General features: G+C 59.8%; 19 protein-coding genes. 1 reads left to right on the forward strand and 18 read right to left on the reverse strand.

Going from position 1 to position 21438, the window contains the following annotated elements:
* Nucleotides 1-141 precede the first annotated feature (141 nt).
* The 15 genes from F3J41_RS09555 to cysG form a co-directional block, all read right to left on the reverse strand.
* On the reverse strand, nucleotides 142-768 hold the full coding sequence (locus F3J41_RS09555) for a protein-L-isoaspartate(D-aspartate) O-methyltransferase (RefSeq protein ID WP_021507341.1): 627 nt from the start codon (nucleotides 766-768) through the stop codon (nucleotides 142-144).
* A gap of 385 nt (nucleotides 769-1153) precedes the next feature.
* A complete protein-coding gene (locus tag F3J41_RS09560; protein WP_058780259.1) occupies nucleotides 1154-2998 on the reverse strand; it encodes a glycoside hydrolase family 9 protein in 1845 nt (614 codons plus the stop codon).
* Nucleotides 2999-3009: 11 nt separating this feature from the next.
* Nucleotides 3010-4401, reverse strand: a complete 1392-nt coding sequence (locus tag F3J41_RS09565; protein ID WP_166710911.1) for an OprD family outer membrane porin — start codon at nucleotides 4399-4401, stop codon at nucleotides 3010-3012.
* Between the two features lie 79 nt (nucleotides 4402-4480).
* Entirely contained in the window at nucleotides 4481-5848 is a 1368-nt protein-coding gene (locus F3J41_RS09570) for a PTS transporter subunit EIIC (protein ID WP_059010923.1), read from the reverse strand.
* Between the two features lie 30 nt (nucleotides 5849-5878).
* Nucleotides 5879-6949 carry an SIS domain-containing protein gene (locus F3J41_RS09575; protein WP_058771484.1) on the reverse strand — a complete coding sequence of 357 codons (1071 nt, stop codon included), beginning with the start codon at nucleotides 6947-6949 and terminating at the stop codon, nucleotides 5879-5881.
* Between the two features lie 158 nt (nucleotides 6950-7107).
* On the reverse strand, nucleotides 7108-8151 hold the full coding sequence (locus tag F3J41_RS09580; protein ID WP_166710913.1) for a LacI family DNA-binding transcriptional regulator: 1044 nt from the start codon (nucleotides 8149-8151) through the stop codon (nucleotides 7108-7110).
* Nucleotides 8152-8166: 15 nt separating this feature from the next.
* On the reverse strand, nucleotides 8167-9210 hold the full coding sequence (truD, locus tag F3J41_RS09585) for a tRNA pseudouridine(13) synthase TruD (protein WP_166710915.1): 1044 nt from the start codon (nucleotides 9208-9210) through the stop codon (nucleotides 8167-8169).
* Nucleotides 9207-9689, reverse strand: coding sequence for a 2-C-methyl-D-erythritol 2,4-cyclodiphosphate synthase (ispF, locus tag F3J41_RS09590; protein WP_031279680.1), 483 nt, complete (start codon nucleotides 9687-9689; stop codon nucleotides 9207-9209). The genes truD and ispF overlap by 4 nt, the downstream gene beginning before the upstream one ends.
* Nucleotides 9689-10405, reverse strand: a complete 717-nt coding sequence (gene ispD / locus F3J41_RS09595; RefSeq protein ID WP_021507349.1) for a 2-C-methyl-D-erythritol 4-phosphate cytidylyltransferase — start codon at nucleotides 10403-10405, stop codon at nucleotides 9689-9691. The genes ispF and ispD overlap by 1 nt, the downstream gene beginning before the upstream one ends.
* A 3-nt stretch (nucleotides 10406-10408) precedes the next feature.
* The gene (ftsB, locus tag F3J41_RS09600) at nucleotides 10409-10726 is read right to left on the reverse strand and encodes a cell division protein FtsB (RefSeq protein WP_021507350.1); all 318 of its coding nucleotides are present in this window, start codon (nucleotides 10724-10726) and stop codon (nucleotides 10409-10411) included.
* A 170-nt stretch (nucleotides 10727-10896) separates the two neighbouring features.
* Entirely contained in the window at nucleotides 10897-11217 is a 321-nt protein-coding gene (locus F3J41_RS09605; protein WP_021507351.1) for a DUF3561 family protein, read from the reverse strand.
* 54 nt (nucleotides 11218-11271) lie between these two features.
* A complete protein-coding gene (gene cysC, locus F3J41_RS09610; protein WP_104189662.1) occupies nucleotides 11272-11877 on the reverse strand; it encodes an adenylyl-sulfate kinase in 606 nt (201 codons plus the stop codon).
* Nucleotides 11877-13304 carry a sulfate adenylyltransferase subunit CysN gene (gene cysN / locus F3J41_RS09615; RefSeq protein ID WP_058771479.1) on the reverse strand — a complete coding sequence of 476 codons (1428 nt, stop codon included), beginning with the start codon at nucleotides 13302-13304 and terminating at the stop codon, nucleotides 11877-11879. Before cysN ends, cysC begins: the two co-directional genes overlap by 1 nt.
* A gap of 10 nt (nucleotides 13305-13314) precedes the next feature.
* Nucleotides 13315-14223 (reverse strand): sulfate adenylyltransferase subunit CysD, encoded by a 909-nt coding sequence (cysD, locus tag F3J41_RS09620; protein ID WP_021507354.1) that lies wholly within the window; start codon nucleotides 14221-14223, stop codon nucleotides 13315-13317.
* 9 nt (nucleotides 14224-14232) lie between these two features.
* Nucleotides 14233-15648 (reverse strand): siroheme synthase CysG, encoded by a 1416-nt coding sequence (cysG, locus tag F3J41_RS09625; RefSeq protein WP_021507355.1) that lies wholly within the window; start codon nucleotides 15646-15648, stop codon nucleotides 14233-14235.
* Between the two features lie 248 nt (nucleotides 15649-15896).
* Between cysG and F3J41_RS09630 the strand changes: the two genes are divergently transcribed.
* On the forward strand, nucleotides 15897-16916 hold the full coding sequence (locus F3J41_RS09630) for an aminopeptidase (protein ID WP_166710917.1): 1020 nt from the start codon (nucleotides 15897-15899) through the stop codon (nucleotides 16914-16916).
* 57 nt (nucleotides 16917-16973) lie between these two features.
* On the opposite strand, the gene F3J41_RS09635 is transcribed toward F3J41_RS09630, so the two are convergent.
* Genes F3J41_RS09635 through cysJ form a run of 3 tightly spaced genes read right to left on the reverse strand, consistent with a single transcriptional unit; the run spans nucleotide 16974 to nucleotide 21231 of the window.
* The gene (locus F3J41_RS09635) at nucleotides 16974-17708 is read right to left on the reverse strand and encodes a phosphoadenylyl-sulfate reductase (RefSeq protein WP_058759741.1); all 735 of its coding nucleotides are present in this window, start codon (nucleotides 17706-17708) and stop codon (nucleotides 16974-16976) included.
* A complete protein-coding gene (gene cysI / locus F3J41_RS09640) occupies nucleotides 17705-19429 on the reverse strand; it encodes an assimilatory sulfite reductase (NADPH) hemoprotein subunit (protein ID WP_021507358.1) in 1725 nt (574 codons plus the stop codon). Before cysI ends, F3J41_RS09635 begins: the two co-directional genes overlap by 4 nt.
* Entirely contained in the window at nucleotides 19429-21231 is a 1803-nt protein-coding gene (cysJ, locus tag F3J41_RS09645) for an NADPH-dependent assimilatory sulfite reductase flavoprotein subunit (RefSeq protein WP_166710919.1), read from the reverse strand. Before cysJ ends, cysI begins: the two co-directional genes overlap by 1 nt.
* Nucleotides 21232-21438 lie beyond the last annotated feature (207 nt).

Below are 21438 nucleotides of genomic sequence, written 5' to 3' on the forward strand. Positions count from 1 at the left end.
ATAAAACTGTGTGTCGACGTTGACCGCATGATTCACTAGCTGTGCCGTCAAAAACGCGCTTTCGCATTGATTAACAAGGATAGTAACAATATCAACTGCGCCATGCCATGTAACGATTGTGAAGAAATACGTAAGATGGCTTTATGCCAGATCGCCCTGAACCAGCGGCACAAAGCGCACCGGCTCAATCGTTTCTTCAATGATTTCACCACCCTGACGACGCAGGCGCTTAAGTACCTGCTGGTCCTCACCCACCGGCAGCACCATTTTGCCGCCTTCTCCCAGTTGCGCTATCAGCGCAGTCGGAATTTCTGGCGGTGCGGCAGTCACAATAATGGCATCAAACGGCCCCCGCGCGGCCCAGCCCTGCCAGCCGTCGCCGTGGCGTGTGGAAATGTTATGCAGATCGAGCTGCTTCAGGCGGCGTTTCGCCTGCCACTGCAGCCCTTTGATGCGTTCAACCGAGTAAACGTGGTTAACCAGATGCGCGAGAATGGCGGTCTGATAACCCGAACCGGTGCCAATTTCCAGCACGCGCGAAGTCGGGTTCAGCTCCAGCAGCGCCGTCATGCGCGCCACCATATAAGGCTGAGAAATGGTCTGGCCGTTGCCAATCGGCAGCGCCACATTTTCCCAGGCTTTATGTTCAAAAGCCTCGTCAATAAAGCGTTCACGCGGGACATCAGCGATGGCTTTCAGCAAATGCTCATCGTGAATACCCTGCGTGCGCAGTTGGGCCAGAAGCGTTTCGATGCGCCGGTTTACCATGCCGGGTTCACCTCAGCCTGGTACAGCCCGTCGCCTGCCCTCTTCCGCGCCGCGCCGGCGCCAGGATCAACCTGTCGTAATGTCTTCACGCCAGGGAACACGCCAATGCCGGGAGTCTGAATTCCATCATCGTTGCTGAGCCGTATCCGCATCTGATTCTGACCTTTTTCATTAACCGGTCCACCGACCGCCGCGCCCGTTTTGCGCCTTCAGCGGCGCAAGCGGTCCTGCGCTGGCGGCACAAGGATGTTTGCATTCTAGCGGTGAGGCGCGGGAAGTGGTAGGCGTAAATCACGCAACCGTCGGCAGTTGTCGCATCAATAAGCAGTCAAACGCAATGGCACCCAGTAAAAAGCCCGGCGAAAAGCCGGGCTGATTTATCACCTCAGTGACGATCCGGTAAGCTCACCGCATACAGATACCAGGCCGAGTGCGGCAGCCAGCCTTCCGCCCAGCGCCAGTCGTCATCCTTCCGTGTGACCGCATAACCTTCGTCAAAGGCGATACCGTCCGCCACCTGATTCGACGCGCCGGTGATGCCGTTGACGATACCGCCCGGCAGCGTGGTGTATTTCCACGAATTGAAGAACAGATAGCTGATGTGACGATAGCCGCTGCCGGTCAGCATACTGACGTCGTACGGATTATGACCGAGGATCCAGTTGAGCTGATCCCAGGCATAGCTCTGCAGCTGCTGCGTAAAGGCTTTATCGTCCGCGAACAGCGGCATCGCCTGACGGGCGGCGGCGGCCAGCGACGCGATACGCGCGTTTTCGCCCTGCCACCACGGCGCAGCTTCGCTGTCGTGCGGGAAGAAGAAGCTGGTGCGCTTCACGCCGTCTTTCAGCTGAATCAGCTGGCGCGCATAGCCAAACGGGTTATTGCTCTCTTTGGTGACCGCCAGCTCAAAGCCCAGCGAGCGTTTTACCGTCTGGCGGATGTTCGCCTGCTGCGCCTGCGGCGCGATGCGCGCGTACTCCAGCAGCGCGATCACCGGCAGACCGGCATCGGACGGATGGAAGAACGGGCGTTTTTCGCCGTCGGCACGCCAGTAGTCATGCCAGTTATCCAGCGACGTCAGTCGCGCCATCAGGCTCTCCGCGCGCTGCTGCGCCGCAGCCAGATAGACCGCTTTTTGCGAGGCGCGATACAGCTCGGTAGCCGCCAGCAGCGCGGTATAATCATCCACAATGTTCTCTTTGCCGTCATTCACCATGCGCAGGTTATTTTTCTGCAGGAAGGCGAAGGCATCTTCTGCGGTTTGCAGATACTGCTGCCGCGTGAAATTGCCGTCATTCTCCATGGTGCTGGCCAGCGCCAGCGCGGCAATTGACATGCCGGCACCGGATCGGAAGCTGGCCTGCCACGCCAGCGGGCCGACCGCCTCTTCTTCAACAATGGTGGAATCTGACTCCTTCTCTTTAATCTGCGTGCGCCAGTTGGGATTGGCGATCACCCGGTCCTGAGCCAGCTTCTCTTTGCCCGGCGACGAGATCGCCTGGAAGAAGGATTCACCCGGCCGCTTCATGCGCACCAGGAAATCGGCACCGTACAGCCCTTCGTCGAGCATGCGCCGGCGATACTCATCAAAGTTCGGGTTATCCCGCGCCCCGAGATTTTGATAACCGCGCAGTAAACTCCACGCCACCAGCGGCGCCTGCTGCGGATTGAAGTAAGAGGTCAGATTCTGGTGCGACAGGTGCACGCCGTAATCGCCGGTGGCGTCATACCAGCCGCCGTGGACGTCAACCGTACCGCTGCCGGTGCCCGGTGGCAGCGGCAGTTTGCGGTCCGCCTTATCGAACAGGCCAGTGACGCGCTGGCTTTTGAAATAGGCAATCACATCGGACAGCGTATAGCGCTCGAGCAGATCGGCACCAATAATGAACGGCCCGGAGCGCACATCGCCGTCGCTGCTGGTGGTTTGCAGCACGTAGCGGCCCGGCGTTTGCCAGCCGGAGAAATCGGCACGATAGAAGGTGCGATCGCCCCAGCCCGGCACGTCCCCCTGCGGCTGCAGCGTGCCGCTCAGCACCGCTTTATTGGTCTCATTATCCAGTAGGGTAAATTTCACCGGCGGTTTAGCGCGCGAGTCGCCGGTAAGCTGCACGATAGCGTTTTTCGGCGCGGCAACATCGTAGCCGACCTGATTGATTAAAACGTGGGTTTCGGCGTGCGCCAGCCCGGCCAGTAACAGCGCTGCGGTCAGCGCGGAGAAGCGAATCCTCATGGTCATCATCCTTAGTGTCGTGAGTGATTGAACAGGCTAAAAGGGGCAATCATCATGAATTTGACGTCCTTTTCATCCTGGAAAACGTTGCCATAGCCGCCGCCCCAGCTGGGGTTATCGCTATGATTGTTGTAGGCGGTGAGATGCAGCTTAAATACTGTGTCTTTGGCCCAGCCGGACTGCACCTGCCACACCAGATCGCCATTGATGGCGGTTTCCGTCAGGCGCTGCTGCTGCGACCAGTCGCCGCCGCGCGCCGGTTTGCCGTCCCAGCCCCAGGCGAATGAACCACCGATGCTGACGCCCGGCCAGACGATGTCGCTGAGATCGATCATCAGGCCTGCAAACAGCGCTTTTTCGCCGTCGGCGTTGAAGTCAGAGCGCGAATCCCACCACATATCGATGCGGCCTGCGGAGTTGGGATAGATCGGCGTCATCGCCACGGTGTAATAACCCTGTTTCCCCGGTGCGTGTACTGCGCTGCCCTCGAGCCGGAACTGGTAGCGATCCCACTGGTACGCCAGCGTCAGACCCTGCTGCCAGGCAAACTCATCGTAAACATCATGCCGACCGGTACGATCCTGCGAGCCGTAGAACTGCCAGCTGACGCTGAACGGGTTATCCCACAGTGTGGTCTGACGCGCCGCTTTGGCGAAATATTTGTCGAGATAATGCGGAGATTCACCCCACGCCAGCTCCAGCGTGTTGCCGTTTTTGAAGTCATACTTCGCGCCCAGCGAGTGCAGATAAGGAATGCGTGTTTGCCGGTCGATTTCGCGAAACTCGTACATTTTGCGATACCACGGTGCTTTGTACTTGTTGGCGCCCATCCACGACAGCGACAGCGCGCCGGCAGCGCCATAGTCATAGACTGCCCCGACTTCCACGCCCTGGTAGGTGCCGGGCAGAAATCCCCATTGGGTGCCAAGCAGCGTCTGACCGCTCGGCTGGATATAACCGGCCCGCAGCCAGTAGTCGCCGGCTTTGAGTTTCAGCGCGGCACGGTAGAGATCCAGCCCGTTACGTTCGCCGACACCACGGTCTTCCCACATCGAAGGCCCGTGACTGAAGCTGATCTCATTGGGATGCGCCGGGCTGCCTTCAAACAGATCCCAGGTGGCGAAGGCCGCCACATCAATGCCCACGGTATCGGCCAGATAGCCGGACTGATAATCGAGCGCGCCGGTCAGCGTGCTGTGATGCAGGTTGGTCTGATAGTGCTGATAGTGCGCGCTGTGCGGATCGAGATCTTTACGCTCACGATGACGCTGCCAGTAATAGATGGTGCCCTCCAGCGTGCTGTCTTCAACAAATCCTTCCGCCAGCGCCGGCGGTGCCGCGCCCAGCATCAGGGTGGCCAGCGGCAGCAGCGCTGCCTTGTTTCTCCTGGTGAATGTGTTCATGACCTTTCCTTAAGGTGCACGCGGCCCTGCGAAGCAGCCGCATGCGATTTCCCTGTTTTGGTGTTAACGAATCAGCGCATCATGCGCCGGTTTTATTCACGCTGCGCAGCGTCCAGCGGCCGTAAATCAGCGTCAGAATGAATGGGGTGAGGAAAGCCACGGCAATTGCCGCCACTTCATAGATCATCTTCGACTCAGGACCTTCGAACAGGCCAAGTTCAAACACGTTCAGCACCGGCAGGAAACTGTAGGTTTTCACCTGCAGCAGCCCGGTGATGCCACCGCCGAGCGCCGCGCCGATGCAGCCGAAGATAAACAGCATGCGGTACTTGAGATTGACGCCGTACAGCGCCGGTTCGGTGATGCCAAAGAACGCTGACAGCGACGCCGAGATTGCAATCTGCCGGTCGCGCAGGCTGCGGGCGATGAAGATCGCGCCGGTGACCGCACCAAACTGCCCCATCACCGCCGACATAAACATCGCCATGATGGTGTCGTAGCCCTGCACCTGAATATTGATCAGCGCCAGCGGGATGATGCCCCAGTGCACGCCAAAAACCACAAATAGCTGACCAATGCCCGCCAGCAGTGCGCCGGAGATCATCGGGCTGAGCTGATAGAGCCAGCTGTAGCCGCTGGCGATGCCGACGCCAACGTAATCTGCCAGCGGGCCAATCACCGTGAACACCACAAAACCGCAAATCAGCAGCGACAGGCACGGCACAAACACCAGCGCTGCCACCTCGGGGATCCACTGTTTCAGCCGGCGCTCAACCTTGCTCAGTAGCAGTACCGCCAGAATCGCCGGAATCACCGCGCCGCCGTAAATCTTCAGGCTGATGCTCAGGCCGAACAGCGCGAAGTGCGCCGGCAGATCCGGCTGGGTCAGCGGAAACACCATCGCCGCCGTCAGCGCCAGCGCGGTGAAACGGCTGGCACCGAAACGGTCTGCCGCGGTAACCGCAATAAACAGCGGCAGAAAGACAAACACGCCGCTGGCCAGCGCGTTGAACATGGCGAACAGCAGGTCATCGTCCGCCACCCAGCCCTGCGTCTGCAACAGCACCATGATGCCTTTGATTACCCCGATGCCGGCCAGTACGCCAATATAAGGCGTGAAGATAGCGCCGAGCGTGGCCAGCATTTTGCCCGCAACGCCGCGCTCGTCTTTGCCGGGCTTCACCGGCTCGGCCACCGGCGCTGCGCCCTGCTGCATCGCCTGATACAGCTGTTCGACCTGCGGCCCGACCACAATCTGCAGCTGCCCGGACGCGTTCACCACGCGGATGACGCCCGGCAGGCTACTGATGGCCGGCATATCGACACTGGCCAGATCGTTTATCGTCAGCCGCAGCCGCGTGGCGCAGTGTGAAATGTGGCTGATATTATCGTCGCCGCCGACCTGTTCTCTGATGGCCTGCGCCAGCTTCACGTAATCGAGTTTCATTGTTGTTATCCTTATGGCTCGCGCCCGGCGTTAGTCGTAATCACCCGGTTTGGTTTTGCTCTTCATCGCCACGCCAAAATCAGTGAATATGCGCTGCGGCAGATTGTTGCCTTTGGCTTCAGCGATGTGATGCGCGAGGATCTGGAACGGAATCACCATCAGCAGCGGCGCCATCCATTCGCTGACCTCCACGCCGAGTGCCAGCGTGCGCGCATCATCGCTCTCCCCGAGACACAGACTCCAGACGTGCGGTGTCACGCGCTGCTCATACTGGCGCAGCAGCTGCAGGCGTTCGCGCACCGGCGCCTCGACGTCGATGAAGAACAGCCGGTGCTGCGGATTGATTTCGAAATAGGGGCCATGCATAAACGCTTCCAGTTCAATGCCCTGCGACGGCACGCGCACCGTTTCGCTGAATTTGGTCTCCATCTCTTTGATCACGCCAATCGCCGGACCAAAGCCAATCGAGATAAAGCGTGGCGCCGCAGTGAGATCGTCCTGCCAGCGCTGCCAGAAGCGCTCGGTGCGGGCGATGATGTCCGGAATCGCGTCGACGCCGCGCTGCAGTTGCGCCAGCGCCTGCTGCTCCTGTTCTGCGCTGAGGCGACCGCTGTGGCGCGCGCTGTGCACGCCAATCAGCATCAGCGTCAGAATCGTGGCGACATAGCCTTTAGTGACATAACCGACACGCTCCTCGCCGTTCATGATGTCTACGGCGTGATCCACCGCCTGCGCCAGCGGACTGGTGATTTTGCTGGTGATGCCCCAGGTTGCCACGCCGTGCTGTTTTTTCAGCGCGTCGATCGCTGCCAGCGTCGAAGTGCTCTCGCCGCTCTGTGAAATCGCGATCACCAGATCGGTCGCCGGATCCCACTGCTCGTAGTGCTGAAAATGAAACGGCTCCTGCACGCTGATGCGTACGCCGGTCAGTTGCTCAACGTAATATTTGGCGCTGAGCGCGGCGTTGATGCTGGAGCCGGTGGCCAGAATCAGCACTGTTTTCGCCTTGCCCAGCACCGGTAATCCCTGCGGATAGCACGCCAGCAGATGGCTCAGCACCTCGGGTTGCTGGTGGATGTAGGTCATCATGGTGGGTTTCATTACCGCTCCTTAAACTGTTTTCCCGCCAACCTGAAAACGTTTTCAGGTTGTGAGCCAACTTATTTAATGGCGCATATTAAGTCAACGTGAGGATCGTGAAATTGCGATCGCGCTAACAAAGCGCAACGAAAGCAGGCGGAACGTTTAAGGGGAGAAGATCAGGCGGATTCGCCGGGGATCAATACCGGCTTTAGCGGTGTGCTGCAGCGCGCGTGCGGGCTTAAGCTGCCGTCCAGCTGCGCCATCATCATGGTGATAATGTTTTGCCCCAGCTGCGGATTCTGGTGATCGACGCTGGTCAGGCGCGGAATAAAATACTCGCTGCCGGGGAAACGCTCGCAGCTGATTACCGCTACCTGCTCAGGCACGTCAATGCCGCGATCGCGTAGCGCGCGGATCGCGCCCATCGCCACGCGATCGTTGATTGCCACCAGCGCCTGCGGTTGCTCTGCCTGCTGCCACAGCGTATCAATCGCCTGATAGCCGTGTTCAGGATAGAAGTTATTCAGGCAGATCCAGCTGTCGCGCGGCGTAATGCCGGCCTGCTGCAGCGTGGCGTGGAAATGACTGACGCGCTCGCGCGTCACCCACACTTTGCGCGAACCGCCAATAAACGCGATATCACGCAGGCCGCGCGCCAGCAAATGATTCACCGCCAGCCCGACGCAGTGCTGCTGGTCGCGCATCACGCACGGCCATCGGCCAGCAGGATGCGGCTGCCCCACCACCACCACCGCCATTTTGTCCATCAGCGATTCCAGCAGCGTCAGGTAGCCGGCCGGAATCGGCGCATAGTCGCTGTGGCCGCCGAGCACGATCACCCCATCGATCTGGCTATCGATAATCGACTGAAAAATCGCGCTTTCGTCATCGTCGTGCTGAGGGCTGCGGTTGGCCGACTGGGTATCGTACAGGGTGATTTTGTAACCGATGGCCAGACAGGCCTGCTGAATCTGCGCCACCAGCGTGACGAAGTAAGGGTTAGTGATGTCAGAGACAATCACCGCGAGGGTGTAGCTCTGGCGCGATATCATGCCGCGCGCCATCAGGTTGGGGCTGAACTGATGCTCGGCGATCACCTGTTCCACCCGCGTGCGGGTTTTTTCCGATACCCACGCATGCTTGTTGAGCACGCGCGAGACGGTAGTGATCGACACACCGGCGAGTACGGCAATATCCTTGATGGTGAGATTTTTGCTCATCGTCGCCGGGTTCGCTTATTCGTCGCCGAGCGGGGCCGCCGCGCCGTTGCTCAGCAGCTCACGCACTACGCTGGTGGCAAAACTGCCGGCCGGCAGCCAGAACTGCAGCTCGAGCGTGACGTCATCCCACCAGTTCCATTGCAGATCTTTCGGCACCACCAGCATGGCGCGCCGCGCCGCATCGACGCGTTCACGCTCCAGCAGGCCCAGCAGATCGGCCACGCCCGCCAGCTGCTGCTGTTCAAACGCCAGCGTTTCGCCCTGAGTGCCCAGCTCGCCGCGTCCGGCCAGCGGTGCGGTGATGCGCAGCTCGTGGTTATCCAAACGCTGCTGCAGCGCAGGTAACTCGTCCGTCTGGGCAACAAACCAGCTGCCGCGCCCGCTGAGCTGCAGCGCATCGCCGGGCTGCACGCGATCCAGCGCACCGTCACGCTGCAGGCGCGCGCTGGTCAGCTGATTGAACAGCTGGCTGCGCGCCGCCGACAGCAGAATGCCTTTCATACTGCGGTCGCGTGGACGGAATTTCTCCTCTGCCCACAGGCGCGCCTGCGTCAGGTTATTGCCGCCGCGGCCAAAGCGCTGTTCGCCAAAGTAGTTGGGCACACCCTGCTGCTGAATTCGCTGCAGCCGCGATTCCACCTGCGCGCGATCGGACACCTGACGTACCACCAGACGAAACGCATTGCCCGCCAGCGCGCCGGTGCGCAGTTTACGCTTGTGGCGAATCACCTGCAGGATCTCCACGCCTTCCAGCTGGAAGCCGGCAAGGTTGGGCATCGCCGTGCCCGGCACGCGGAAGCACAGCGTCTGCTCGGTGACTGCATGGCGATCTTTCATGCCGGCATAGCTGAGATCGCGCTGATGCACGCCGAGAAATTTGGCGATTGCCTCAGCGACAAAACGCGTGTTGCAGCCAATTTTACGGACGCGCACCAGCAGCTGCTCGCCTTCGCCGTCATAGGGATAGCCGAGATCTTCAATTACCACGAAATCTTCGGGACTGGCTTTGATCACCCCGGTAGCAGCGGGCACGCCGTGCAGGTAGAGCAGCTCACTCATGCCCGATCGGCCTTCACCAGCAGCGCCACGGCTTCGCAGGCAATGCCTTCACCGCGACCGGTGAAGCCCAGCTTCTCGGTGGTGGTGGCTTTGACGTTGACATCATCCATGTGGCAACCGAGATCTTCGGCGATGTTGACGCGCATCTGCGGCACGTGCGGCAGCATTTTCGGTGCCTGAGCGATGATGGTGACATCGACGTTGCCGATGCGGTAGCCCTTCTGCTGGATGCGACGCCAGGCTTCGCGCAGCAAACCGCGGCTGTCGGCGCCTTTGAATGCCGGATCGGTGTCCGGGAACAGTTTGCCGATGTCGCCCATCGCCACCGCGCCCAGCAGCGCGTCGGTCAGCGCATGCAGCGCCACATCGCCGTCAGAATGCGCAATAAAGCCCTGTTCGAAGGGAATACGCACCCCGCCAATCACCAGCGGACCTTCGCCGCCAAACGCGTGCACGTCAAAACCGTGACCGATACGCATCATGCGTGCTCCTTTAACTGAATCTGAGTGAGATAGAAGGCCGCCAGCGCCAGATCTTCCGGCCGCGTTACCTTAATATTGTCGCTGCGTCCGCTGACCAGCTCAGGATGATAGCCGCAATACTCCAGCGCCGAGGCTTCATCAGTGATGGTCGCGCCTTCATTGAGCGCGCGCGTCAGGCAGGCGGTCAGCAGCGCATGCGGGAAAAACTGCGGCGTCAGCGCATGCCATAAGTCATCGCGTTCGACGGTATGCGCAATGGCACCTTTGCCGGGCTCCGCGCGCTTCATGGTGTCGCGCACCGGTGCCGCCAGAATCGCGCCGACTTTGCTGTGCTCACGCACCGCCAGCAGACGCGCTAAATCATCAGGATGCAGACACGGCCGCGCCGCGTCGTGCACCAGCACCCAGGCGCTGTGGCGGATGGTCTGTAATCCGGCCAGCACCGACTCGGCGCGGGTTTCGCCGCCGGTGACGCGCAGCACGCGGGCATCCTGCGCCAGCGGCAGGCTATCGAACCAGCCGTCATCCGGGCTGACTGGCACCACCACCTGCTTTACCGCCGGATGCGCCAGCAGGCGCGCCACGCTGTGTTCGAGCAGGGTTAATGGACCGATAGTGAGATACTGCTTCGGACAGGCGGCCTGCATGCGGCTGCCGATACCGGCAGCCGGCACCACGGCAATCACATCCGCAGAGGAAGAGAGCTGATTCATGGTTTATCGTTGTTGGTTCTGCGCCGCTTGTTGCGCATTACGTTTGTTTTGGTCTGGCACCAGACGATAGAAAGTCTCGCCAGGCCTGATCATGCCCAGCTCGCTGCGTGCGCGTTCCTCAATCGCCTCTGAACCGCCATTGAGATCGTCAATTTCGGCAAACAGCTGATCGTTACGCGCTTTGAGTTTGGCGTTATTCGCCTGTTGTGACGCCACGTCTTCGCTGACGCGCGTGTAATCATGGATACCGTTCTTGCCCAGCCACAGGGAGTATTGCAACCATCCCAGCAGCACGAGCAGCAGTAACGTCAGTTTTCCCATCCCCGCCCCCTGAAAAACGGCTCAATCATCCCATAACTTGACGCCGGACTCCACTGCGGCAGCGAAAATGGCGCGCAAGCAGATTTGTCTGGACAAATAATGACGGGGAAAGCGCCGGACGGCAGGTAAAGTTTTGTAACCTGCCGATGCGTTTGCACATCAGCGCCGGATTACCAGCCGGAGAGAAAGGAGAACAGCAGCCAGAACAGGCACACCACCACCAGGGCGGTGATCAGGCCGCTCCACCACAGCCGGCCACGCAGCATCAGGCTGAGCACGATGCCAATCAGCACCGAAACCGGCAGCAGCGCAAGGAAAAAAGGCCAGGTGTAGAGAAAGAAAAACAGCGTGTTAGAGCCGTACAGCAGAAACGGGATGCCCAGCGCACACCAGTACGAGAGAAAGCCGATCACGCCGCCCGGCAACGATGAGCGTGGCTCATCCGGGGTGCGTTCATCTTTGCGTGCCAGCATGGGGGTAACGTTCTGCATAGAGATCCTGTTGACGCTAAAGCGCGGCAAACCGTGAGATTTGCCGCTGTCGGTTCAGGATCTGATGATATCGTGGTGGCGCAGCAGGTCTAACAATTGGCCGGTCAGTTTTGTAACCAATTGTTCACCATCCAGCTGGATTTCCGGCGCGTCCGGCGCCTCGTAAACGCTGTCGATACCGGTGAAGTTACGCAGCTCGCCGGCACGGGCTTTTTTATACAAGCCTTTCGGATCGCGCGCTTCGCACACCGCCAGCGGCGTATCGACGAACACCTCGATAAACTGTCCGTCACCGAGCAGATCGCGCACCATCTGGCGCTCGGCACGGTGCGGCGAGATGAACGCCGTCAGCACCACCAGTCCGGCATCCACCATCAGTTTCGCCACTTCACCCACGCGCCGGATATTCTCTTTGCGGTCTTCATCGCTGAAACCGAGATCGCGGCACAGGCCGTGACGCACATTGTCGCCGTCCAGCAGATAGGTGCTGACGCCCAGCCGGTGCAGTGACTGCTCCAGTACACCGGCCACGGTAGATTTACCCGAGCCAGAGAGCCCGGTAAACCACAGCACCACGCCACGATGGCCGTGCTGCTGTTCGCGTTCAGCGCGCGTGACCGGATGGTCATGCCACACCACGTTTTCGTCGTGCTGCGCCATTACTGACCGCCCAGCAGGTCGCGTGCGTTCCAGTGCGGGAAGTGACGGCGCACCAGCGCGTTCAGCTCCAGCTCGAAATCACTGTACTGGCCAGCCTGACTGCGCGCGGCGCTCAGCGGCTGATGGATCATGCCGGCACCGACGGTCACGTTGCTCAGGCGATCGATAAAGATCATGCCGCCGGTCACCGGGTTCTGCTGGTAAGCATCCAGCACCATCGGTTCATCAAACGTCACTTCTACCAGACCGATGCCGTTGAGCGGCAGGCTGTCGACCGCGCGTTTTTCCAGCGTATTGATCTCCACCTGATGGAGAATCTTTTCGACGCGGCCACGCGCTTTCTTACCGGCAATTTTCACTTCATAGCTTTGCCCCGGCTGCAGCGGCTGTTCCGCCATCCACACCACGTCGACGGTCGCAGACTGCACCGCCTGCAAATCGGCTGCGGCATCCACCAGCAGATCGCCACGGCTGATGTCGATCTCATCGTTCAGCACCAGGGTAATCGCCTCACCGGCGGCCGCCTGCTGCAGGTCGCCATCAAAGGTGACGATACGCGCAACGCTGGATTCCACACCGGACGGCAGCACTTTCACCCGCTGGCCGACGCTGACCACGCCCGATGCCAGCGTACCGGCATAGCCACGGAAGTCGAGGTTCGGCCGGTTAACATACTGCACCGGGAAGCGCATCGGCTGCGTGTCGACCACGCGCTTCAGCTCTACCGTCTCCAGCACGTCGAGCAGCGTCGGGCCGCTGTACCACGGCATGGTTACGCTCGGGGTGGCGACGTTATCGCCTTCCAGCGCCGACATCGGCACAAAGCGGATATCAAGATCGTCCGGCAGCTGCGCGGCAAAATCGAGGTAATCCTGTTTGATCTGCTCGAAGGTCTCCTGGCTGTACGCCACCAGATCCATCTTGTTGATCGCCACCACCAGATGTTTGATGCCCAGCAGCGTGGCAATAAAGCTGTGGCGACGGGTCTGATCCAGCACGCCTTTGCGCGCATCGATCAGCAGGATCGCCAGATCGCAGGTTGAGGCACCGGTCGCCATGTTGCGGGTGTACTGCTCGTGCCCCGGCGTGTCGGCGATGATGAACTTGCGCTTCTCGGTGGAGAAATAGCGATAGGCCACATCGATAGTGATGCCCTGCTCGCGCTCGGCCTGCAGGCCATCAACCAGCAGCGCCAGATCGAGTTTCTCGCCCTGGGTGCCGTGGCGTTTGCTGTCGTTGTGCAGCGACGACAGCTGATCTTCATAAATCTGGCGCGTATCGTGCAGCAGACGGCCAATCAGCGTACTTTTGCCGTCGTCGACGCTGCCGCAGGTAAGGAAACGCAGCAGGCTTTTGTGTTGTTGCGCGGTCAGCCAGGCTTCAACGCCGCCCTGCTCGGCAATCTGTTGGGCAATAACGGTATTCATCGGCGTCTCCTTAGAAATAACCCTGACGTTTTTTCAGTTCCATCGAACCGGCCTGGTCGCGGTCAATCACGCGCCCCTGACGTTCACTGGTGGTGGAGACCAGCATCTCTTCAATGATTTCCGGCAGCGTCTGCGCCTCGGATTCCACCGCGCCGGTCAGCGGCCAGCAGCCGAGGGTACGGAAACGCACCATACGCTGCTTAATCACTTCTCCCGGCTGCAGGTTGATACGATCGTCATCAATCATCATCAGCATGCCGTCGCGCTCCAGTACCGGGCGCGGTGCAGCCAGGTACAGCGGCACGATTTCGATGTTTTCCAGGAAGATGTACTGCCAGATATCCAGCTCGGTCCAGTTGGAGAGCGGGAACACGCGAATGCTTTCGCCTTTGTTGATCTGGCCATTGTAGTTGTGCCACAGCTCCGGACGCTGGTTTTTCGGATCCCAGCGGTGGAAACGATCGCGGAACGAATAGATACGCTCTTTGGCGCGCGACTTCTCTTCGTCACGGCGTGCGCCACCGAATGCCGCATCAAAACCGTATTTGTTCAGCGCCTGCTTCAGGCCCTCGGTTTTCATGATGTCGGTATGTTTGGCACTGCCGTGCACGAACGGGTTAATGCCCATCGCCACGCCTTCCGGGTTACGGTGCACCAGCAGCTCTGCGCCCATCGCTTTCACGGTGCGATCGCGGAACTCGTACATTTCACGGAATTTCCAGCCGGTATCAACGTGCAGCAGCGGAAACGGCAGCGTGCCCGGATAGAAGGCTTTGCGCGCCAGATGCAGCATCACCGAGGAGTCTTTACCGATGGAGTACATCATCACCGGATTACTGAACTCGGCCGCCACCTCGCGGATGATATGGATACTCTCTGCCTCCAGCTGGCGCAGATGAGTGAGACGATTTTGGTCCATAATTTTTCCTCAAGCCAAATTGACAACGGCGGACTCGCGAGCCCCCTGCTGTGCCGAATGTTGGAACCAGGCAAGTTGCCCGTGCAGATTCACCACTTCGCCAATCACTAATAGCGCTGGCGTCGGCGCGGCAGCTGCCAGCGCCTCGAGTTGTGCTAAGGTGCCGGTCAGCACCTGTTGATCCTGGCGCGTGCCGCGACCAATCACCGCCACTGGCGTTGACGGCGCGCGGCCGTGTTCGATCAGCCCGGCGGCAATTTCCGCCGCTTTCACCGTGCCCATGTAAATTGCCAGCGTCTGACGCGCGCGCGCCAGCGACGGCCAGTCGATACCGTCGCCGTCGGCGCGGCAGTGACCGGTAATAAACAGCACGCTCTGGGCATAATCGCGGTGGGTTAACGGAATACCGGCATACGCGGTAGCACCCGCGGCTGCAGTGATGCCCGGCACCACCTGGAACGGAATGCCCGCCGCCTGCGCCGCCTGCAGCTCTTCGCCGCCGCGGCCAAAAATAAACGGATCGCCGCCTTTCAGGCGCACCACGCGCTTGCCCTGCTGCGCCAGCGTCACCAGCAGCTGATTGGTCTCTTCCTGTGGCACCGAATGGGCGCCGGCGCGTTTGCCGACGCAGATACGATCGGCATCGCGTCTCACCAGCTCCAGCACCTCATCGCTGACCAGATGGTCATACAGCACCACATCGGCCAGCTGCATCACCTGCAGCCCGCGCAGCGTCAGCAGACCGCTGTCGCCCGGTCCGGCACCGACCAGTGTGATTTCACCCTGATTATCGGAGGTGTTTTCCAGTTCGCGATCGAGCGTGCGGCGCGCCTCGTTGACGTTACCCGCCGCCATCTGGCTGGCAAACAGGCCATTAAAAGCCCGCTCCCAGAAGCGACGACGGTCAGACATTTTGTGGTAGCGCTGTTTGACTTTGTCGCGCCACTGACCGGCCACTTCGGCCATCTGCCCGAGATTGGCGGGCAGCAGCGCTTCGATTTTTTCACGCAGCAGACGCGCCAGCACCGGCGCGGTGCCGCTGGAGGAGATCGCCACCACCAGCGGTGAGCGGTCAACAATCGACGGGAAGATAAAGCTGCATTTTGGCTGGTCGTCGACCACATTCACCAGCTTGTGGCGCGCATTGGCGGCATCAAATACCTGCGCGTTGAGAGCGTTATCGTCGGTGGCGGCAATCACGAGGAAAACATCGTCCAGCTGCGCCGCGTCGAAGTGTTGAGCAATCCACTCGATGGCGTTAATGTCGCGCAGCGCCTGCAGTTCATGGCCGAGCTCGCGCGCGGCCACACGCACGTGCGCACCGGCACGCCGCAGCAGCTCAATTTTACGCGCAGCGATTTCGCCACCGCCGACCACCAGCACCGGACGGTTTTTGAGATCGGCAAAGAGAGGCAAGTAATCCACGTTAACCTTGTTAGTTTTACAATAAGTTAACGCGACTATACGTCCCCGCCTTCTGGCAGATGAAATTACGAATTAGCATGAGTAGTTACCAAATGGAATAACGCACCGGGATTGCTGATAACAATTTGTGCTTAACAAATGATATTGCTGGTGTTTCGGAGCGATACAAATTGTGCAGGCGGCGTCACAGTTTCATACTAACTCAGAATTTTTTTACCCTGACGGGATGTCAGAAAAGGACAACCACTATGTTTGCCACTCTCCGCCGCAGCGTGCTGGCAGCACTGATTGCCGGCGGTTTGCCTCTTTTGGCGCAGGCTGCAGCGATCGCCCCTGGCCACTTTGCCGAACAGCAGCTGCGTCACATCGCTACCTATTTCCCCGGCCGCATGAGCGGCAGCCCCGCCGAGCTGATGACGGCAGATTATCTGCAGCAGCAGTTCACTCAGCTTGGTTATCAGAGCAATACCCGGCAGTTTAATACCAGCTACAACTGGCTGGAGAAACAGGGCATCACGCGCCGCCATAAACTGACGGCGACCTCGGTGATCGCCGCACGCGCCGGCAGCGTGCCGCAGGAGATTCTGATCGTCACCCATCTGGATACCTGGACACCGCTCAGCCAGCACGAGGCAGATAATAATCTCGGCGGCCTGCGTTTGCAGGGCGTGGACGATAACGCTTCCGGGCTGGGCGTGATGCTGGAGCTGGCGCAGGCGCTGAGTCAAACGCCGCTGCACTATGGCGTGCGCTTTGTGGCACTGAGCGCAGGCGAAGCCGGTTTACACGGTATGGATGATTATCTGGCGCGCATGAGCGTGCAGGAGAAGAAAGATACGCTGCTGGTGATCGATCTGAATAGCCTGATCGTTGGCGATCGCCTCTACTTTAATAACGGCATGAATACGCCAGCTGCGGTACGCAAGCAGACCAGCGCGCGCGCCCTGCAGATTGCGCACCGTTACGGCATCACGGCCGCCAGCCACGTGCTGACCGCACGCGATTACCCGGGCGTTAATCCGTTTGATAAAGCCGGGATTCCGCTGCTGGACGTCACCGCGGCCAACTGGGCGCTGGGCAATAAAGCCGGTGAGCAGCAGCGCGCGCGTTCACCGCATTTTCCGGAGGGTACGGTGCGCCACCAGACCGGGCGCGATAATCTGACTTACATCGACCACTGGCTGCCGGGGCGCATCCATCAGCGCACGCGCGACAGCGTACGCATTTTGCAGCCGCTGCTGACGGAGCTGGCTAATCCAGCGTTGTAAGATCCTGCCGGTTTTTTGCGGGTGCGCACCGCTGCGCACTCGCAGCAATTGCGCCCGTCAGCCTTCGTGTAACCCGCACTCGCGTTTGAGGCCGAAAAAGCGCGTCTCTTCCTCGGCCATCCCCGGCTCCCACTTGCGCGTGGTGTGCGTGTCGCCCACGGAGAGGTAACCTTCGTCCCACAGCGGATGGTACTTCAGCCCATGCTGCTTCAGATACTGGTGCACCTGACGGTTATCCCAGTCGATGATCGGCAGGATTTTGAACACGCCACGCTGCACGGCCAGTACCGGCAGGCTGGCACGGCTGCCGGACTGATCGCGGCGCAGGCCGGCAAACCAGGTCTGCGCACCCAGCGTTTGCAGCGCGCGGTTCATCGGCTCGACTTTGTTCAGCTGGTTGTACTGCTCGATCCCTTCAACGCCCTGCTCCCACAGCTTGCCGTAGCGCGCTTCCTGCCACGCCGGTGAGGTTTCGGCGCGGAAGATCTGCAGATTCAGGTTCAGCTGCTGCGTCAGCTCATCAATGAAGCGGTAGGTCTCAGGGAACAGATAACCGGTATCGGTGAGGATCACCGGAATATCCGGGCGCTGCTGCGTGACCATGTGCAGCAGTACCGCCGCCTGAATACCAAAACTCGACGACAGCACAAAGGCGCCCGGCAGCTGCTCCAGCGCCCAGCTGACGCGCTGTTCAGCAGAGAGCTTTTCCAGCTGGACGTTGCTTTCCGCCAGCGCCATGATGCGATCGACTTTGCTGCCGCTGTTCAGGCTGGCGAGATCGGGTAGTGTCATACTGCCTCCGGGTCCCAGAAATCACGGGCGGGATCGACCACCGGCTGCACAATGCCCGCGCGAATCACGAAGTCACCAAACCCTTCATCTGCCGTGCGCTCGCTGGCCCAGCGCGCCACCAGCTCATCGATGCTGGCGAGGATTTCGTTTTCCGTGATGTTTTCGCGGTACATGCGCGGGATGCGCGTGCCGATGCGATTACCACCAATATGCAGGTTGTAACGGCCCGGCGCTTTGCCCACCAGGCCCAGTTCGGCCAGCATGGCACGCCCGCAGCCGTTCGGACAACCGGTAACGCGTAACACTATGTGCTCTTCGCCGACGCCGTGGCGGTGCATGATCTCCTCCACTTTGCTGACGAAGGATGGCAGGAAGCGTTCGGCTTCAGCCATCGCCAGCGGACAGGTCGGGAAGGCCACGCAGGCCATGGAGTTTTCACGCTGCGGCGTGACCGCTTCCATCAGGCCGTGCTCACGCGCAATGGCTTCAATCTGCGCTTTCTGCGCCTCCGGTACGCCGGCCACAATCAGGTTCTGATTGGCGGTCAGGCGGAAATCGCCCTGATGCACTTTGGCAATCTCCGCGATACCGCGCTTCAGCGGACGGCCCGGATAATCCAGCAGGCGACCGTTTTCGATAAACAGCGTCAGGTGCCATTTCTTGTCGATGCCCTTCACCCAGCCGATGCGATCGCCACGGGTGGTAAATTCGTACGGGCGAATCGGCTCGAAGGTCAGGCCGGCACGCTTCTCGACTTCGGCTTTAAAGGTCTCGACGCCGACGCGCTCCAGCGTGTATTTGGTTTTGGCATTTTTACGATCGGTACGGTTACCCCAGTCTCGCTGCGTGGTGACCACCGCTGCGGCCACATCAAGGATCTTCTCCACCGGCAGGTAGCCAAACTCGCTGGCGGTGCGCGCGTAAGTGGCTTTGTTGCCGTGCTCAATCGACAAACCGCCACCGACCAGCAGGTTAAAGCCAATCAGCTTGCCGTTCTCCGCAATGGCGATGAAGTTCAGATCGTTCGCATGCAGATCGACATCATTGTGCGGCGGCACCACCACGGTGGTTTTAAACTTACGTGGCAGATAGGTCTCACCGAGGATCGGCTCCTGATCGGTGGTGGCGACCTTCTCCTGATCCCACCAGATCTCGGCGTAGGCGCGCGTCTGCGGCAGCAGGTGCTCGGAAAGCTTTTTCGCCCACTCATACGCTTCCTGATGCAGCTCTGACTCCACCGGGTTCGAGGTACACAGCACGTTACGGTTAACGTCGTTAGCGGTGGCCAGCGCGTCCAGTCCGACTTCATGCAGCATCTGGTGAGTTGGCTTGACGTTCTTCTTCAGAATGCCGTGAAACTGGAACGTCTGACGGTTAGTCAGGCGAATGCTGCCATATAGCGTTTTGTCGGTGGCAAATTTATCAATCGCCAGCCACTGCGTTGGCGTGATGATGCCGCCCGGCAGACGGCAGCGCAGCATCATGGCATGACGCGGTTCCAGCTTCTGCGCGGCGCGCTCGGCGCGGATGTCGCGGTCATCCTGCTGGTACATGCCGTGAAAACGGATCAGCAGGAAGTTATCGCCGGTAAAGCCGCCGGTCAGGCCATTGTCGAGATCTTCTAAAATGGTGCCGCGCAGGTAGTTGCTCTGCTTTTTCAGACGCTCGGCGTCGGAAAGTTTGCCTTCAACCACCAGCGGTCCAGGATGTTTTTCGCTCATTAGTAAACGTCTCGCTGATAACGGCGCTCAATGCGCAGCTCACTTAAAAATTCGTCAGCGGTTTCACGATCCATGCCGCCGTGTTCGACCACCACATCCAGTAATGCCTGTTCAACGTCTTTCGCCATGCGATTGGCGTCGCCGCAGACGTACAGGTGCGCGCCCTCTTCAATCCAGCGCCACACTTCCGCCCCTCTGGCGCGGATTTTATCCTGTACGTAAATCTTTTCGGCCTGATCGCGTGACCACGCCAGATCGATATGGGTCAGCAGACCGTCTTTAACATATTTCTGCCACTCTACCTGATAGAGGAAATCTTCGGTGAAGTGCGGATTACCAAAGAACAGCCAGTTTTTGCCGCTGGCACCGTCGTTTTCACGCTGCTGCATGAAGGCGCGGAACGGGGCAATGCCGGTGCCCGGGCCGATCATGATCACTGGTGCATCCGGATTGGCCGGCAGGCGGAAATTATCGTTATGCTCGATGAACACGCGGATTTCGCCATCTTCTTCCAGCCGATCGGCCAGCCAGGTGGACGCGCCGCCGCCGCGCTGACGGCCGTCAATTTCATAACGCACCGCGCCGACGGTGATATGCACTTCGGTTTCGCTCTCCGCCTGCGACGAGGCGATGGAGTAAAGCCGCGGCGTCAGCGGACGCAGCAGGCCAGTCAGCTGGCCGGCGTTCAGTTCGGTGGGTGCCTGGCGCACCATGTCGACAATCGGGAAACTCTGCGCGAAGCTTTGCAGCTTCGGCTTGTCGCCCGCCAGCGCCAGCAGCGCCTCGTTGCGCGACAGGGCCGCATACTGCTCGACGATCTGCGGCGTGTTGACCGTCAGTTCGAAATGTTTCTGCAGCGCCTCGGCCAGCGGCAGGGTTTCTCCGCGCACCTCGACCTGCTCATCGCCTTTCAGCCATACCAGCTGCAGCAGCTCCTGCACCAGTTCCGCATCGTTTTCATACCATACGCCGAGCGCATCGCCTGGCTGGTAACGCAGACCGGAATCACCCAGATCGATTTCGATATGGCGCACGTCTTTATCTGAGTTGCGACCGGTAATTTTCTGGTTCAGAGCAAAGCTGGCGGTGAGCGGCGCTTCTTTGGTGTAAGGACTGCTGTCCACCAGATTGACGCTGCCAGCCGCGCTGGCTGCCAGCTGCGCTGCCGGTTCCGCCGGCACGCGCGCTTTGAGAATATCGGTGAGCTGCAGACGCCAGGCGCTGGCCAGCTCGCTGTATTCAACATCGGCATCCACGCGATCCAGCAGGCGTTCGCCGCCCAGTTCAGCCAGACGCTGGTCGAAGTCTTTACCGGCCTGACTGAAAAATTCATAGGAGGTATCGCCAAGACCAAACACGGCAAAGGCGGTATCACTCAGCTTCGGCGCTTTCTTCGACAGCAGGAATTTATGCAGCGCCACCGCCTCTTCCGGCGGTTCGCCCTCGCCCTGCGTTGAGGTCACGATGACCAGCAGTTTTTCCTGACCGATCTGTTTGAATTTATAGTCGCCGGCATTCACCAGGTTAACGCTCAGTTTCGCCGCCAGCAAATCGTCACGCAGCTGCTCGGCCAGCCGGCGCGCATTGCCGGTTTGGGAGGCGGAGATCAGCGTAATGCCCGGCACCTCAGCGGCGACTGGCGCAGGCGCGGCAACGGTGCCCGGTGCCTGATTAACCATGCCCCAGAAGTAGCCCGAGAGCCATGCCAGCTGCGTTGGATTGAAATCGGTGGTCGCGTCCTGTAAGCGCGCAATTTGCTCCGGGGATAGCGGAAGCATCGCTGGGGGTGCCTGAGTCGTCATCGCGTTAAAAATTCCAGTGTCAGAAATCCGTACCGGGAAGCGGCGGAAGAGTGGGTAGGTTACCGGCCTGTATATTAACGATTAAATAAGGCTTCGACATAATAAATAACCAAAATGACTAAGTGGTTTTTTGGGTCAGACTAACCAGTAAAAGTGGTAAATAAAGTTGTCGTAATTCAATCAGTTAATTTACGGCGTAAACGGCAG

This window comes from Pantoea sp. Ap-870, from assembly GCF_011752515.1.
GTDB classification, from domain to species: Bacteria; Pseudomonadota; Gammaproteobacteria; order Enterobacterales; family Enterobacteriaceae; genus Pantoea; species Pantoea dispersa.

What these genes read in the sequence shown, in the direction of transcription:
- F3J41_RS09555 (WP_021507341.1), bottom strand. Translation starts at nt 768, where the DNA reads ATGGTAAACCGGCGCATCGAAACGCTTCTGGCCCAACTGCGCACGCAG.
- F3J41_RS09560 (WP_058780259.1), bottom strand. Translation starts at nt 2,998, where the DNA reads ATGAGGATTCGCTTCTCCGCGCTGACCGCAGCGCTGTTACTGGCCGGG.
- F3J41_RS09565 (WP_166710911.1), bottom strand. Translation starts at nt 4,401, where the DNA reads ATGAACACATTCACCAGGAGAAACAAGGCAGCGCTGCTGCCGCTGGCC.
- F3J41_RS09570 (WP_059010923.1), bottom strand. Translation starts at nt 5,848, where the DNA reads ATGAAACTCGATTACGTGAAGCTGGCGCAGGCCATCAGAGAACAGGTC.
- F3J41_RS09575 (WP_058771484.1), bottom strand. Translation starts at nt 6,949, where the DNA reads ATGAAACCCACCATGATGACCTACATCCACCAGCAACCCGAGGTGCTG.
- F3J41_RS09580 (WP_166710913.1), bottom strand. Translation starts at nt 8,151, where the DNA reads ATGAGCAAAAATCTCACCATCAAGGATATTGCCGTACTCGCCGGTGTG.
- truD (WP_166710915.1), bottom strand. Translation starts at nt 9,210, where the DNA reads ATGAGTGAGCTGCTCTACCTGCACGGCGTGCCCGCTGCTACCGGGGTG.
- ispF (WP_031279680.1), bottom strand. Translation starts at nt 9,689, where the DNA reads ATGCGTATCGGTCACGGTTTTGACGTGCACGCGTTTGGCGGCGAAGGT.
- ispD (WP_021507349.1), bottom strand. Translation starts at nt 10,405, where the DNA reads ATGAATCAGCTCTCTTCCTCTGCGGATGTGATTGCCGTGGTGCCGGCT.
- ftsB (WP_021507350.1), bottom strand. Translation starts at nt 10,726, where the DNA reads ATGGGAAAACTGACGTTACTGCTGCTCGTGCTGCTGGGATGGTTGCAA.
- F3J41_RS09605 (WP_021507351.1), bottom strand. Translation starts at nt 11,217, where the DNA reads ATGCAGAACGTTACCCCCATGCTGGCACGCAAAGATGAACGCACCCCG.
- cysC (WP_104189662.1), bottom strand. Translation starts at nt 11,877, where the DNA reads ATGGCGCAGCACGACGAAAACGTGGTGTGGCATGACCATCCGGTCACG.
- cysN (WP_058771479.1), bottom strand. Translation starts at nt 13,304, where the DNA reads ATGAATACCGTTATTGCCCAACAGATTGCCGAGCAGGGCGGCGTTGAA.
- cysD (WP_021507354.1), bottom strand. Translation starts at nt 14,223, where the DNA reads ATGGACCAAAATCGTCTCACTCATCTGCGCCAGCTGGAGGCAGAGAGT.
- F3J41_RS09630 (WP_166710917.1), top strand. Translation starts at nt 15,897, where the DNA reads ATGTTTGCCACTCTCCGCCGCAGCGTGCTGGCAGCACTGATTGCCGGC.
- F3J41_RS09635 (WP_058759741.1), bottom strand. Translation starts at nt 17,708, where the DNA reads ATGACACTACCCGATCTCGCCAGCCTGAACAGCGGCAGCAAAGTCGAT.
- cysI (WP_021507358.1), bottom strand. Translation starts at nt 19,429, where the DNA reads ATGAGCGAAAAACATCCTGGACCGCTGGTGGTTGAAGGCAAACTTTCC.
- cysJ (WP_166710919.1), bottom strand. Translation starts at nt 21,231, where the DNA reads ATGACGACTCAGGCACCCCCAGCGATGCTTCCGCTATCCCCGGAGCAA.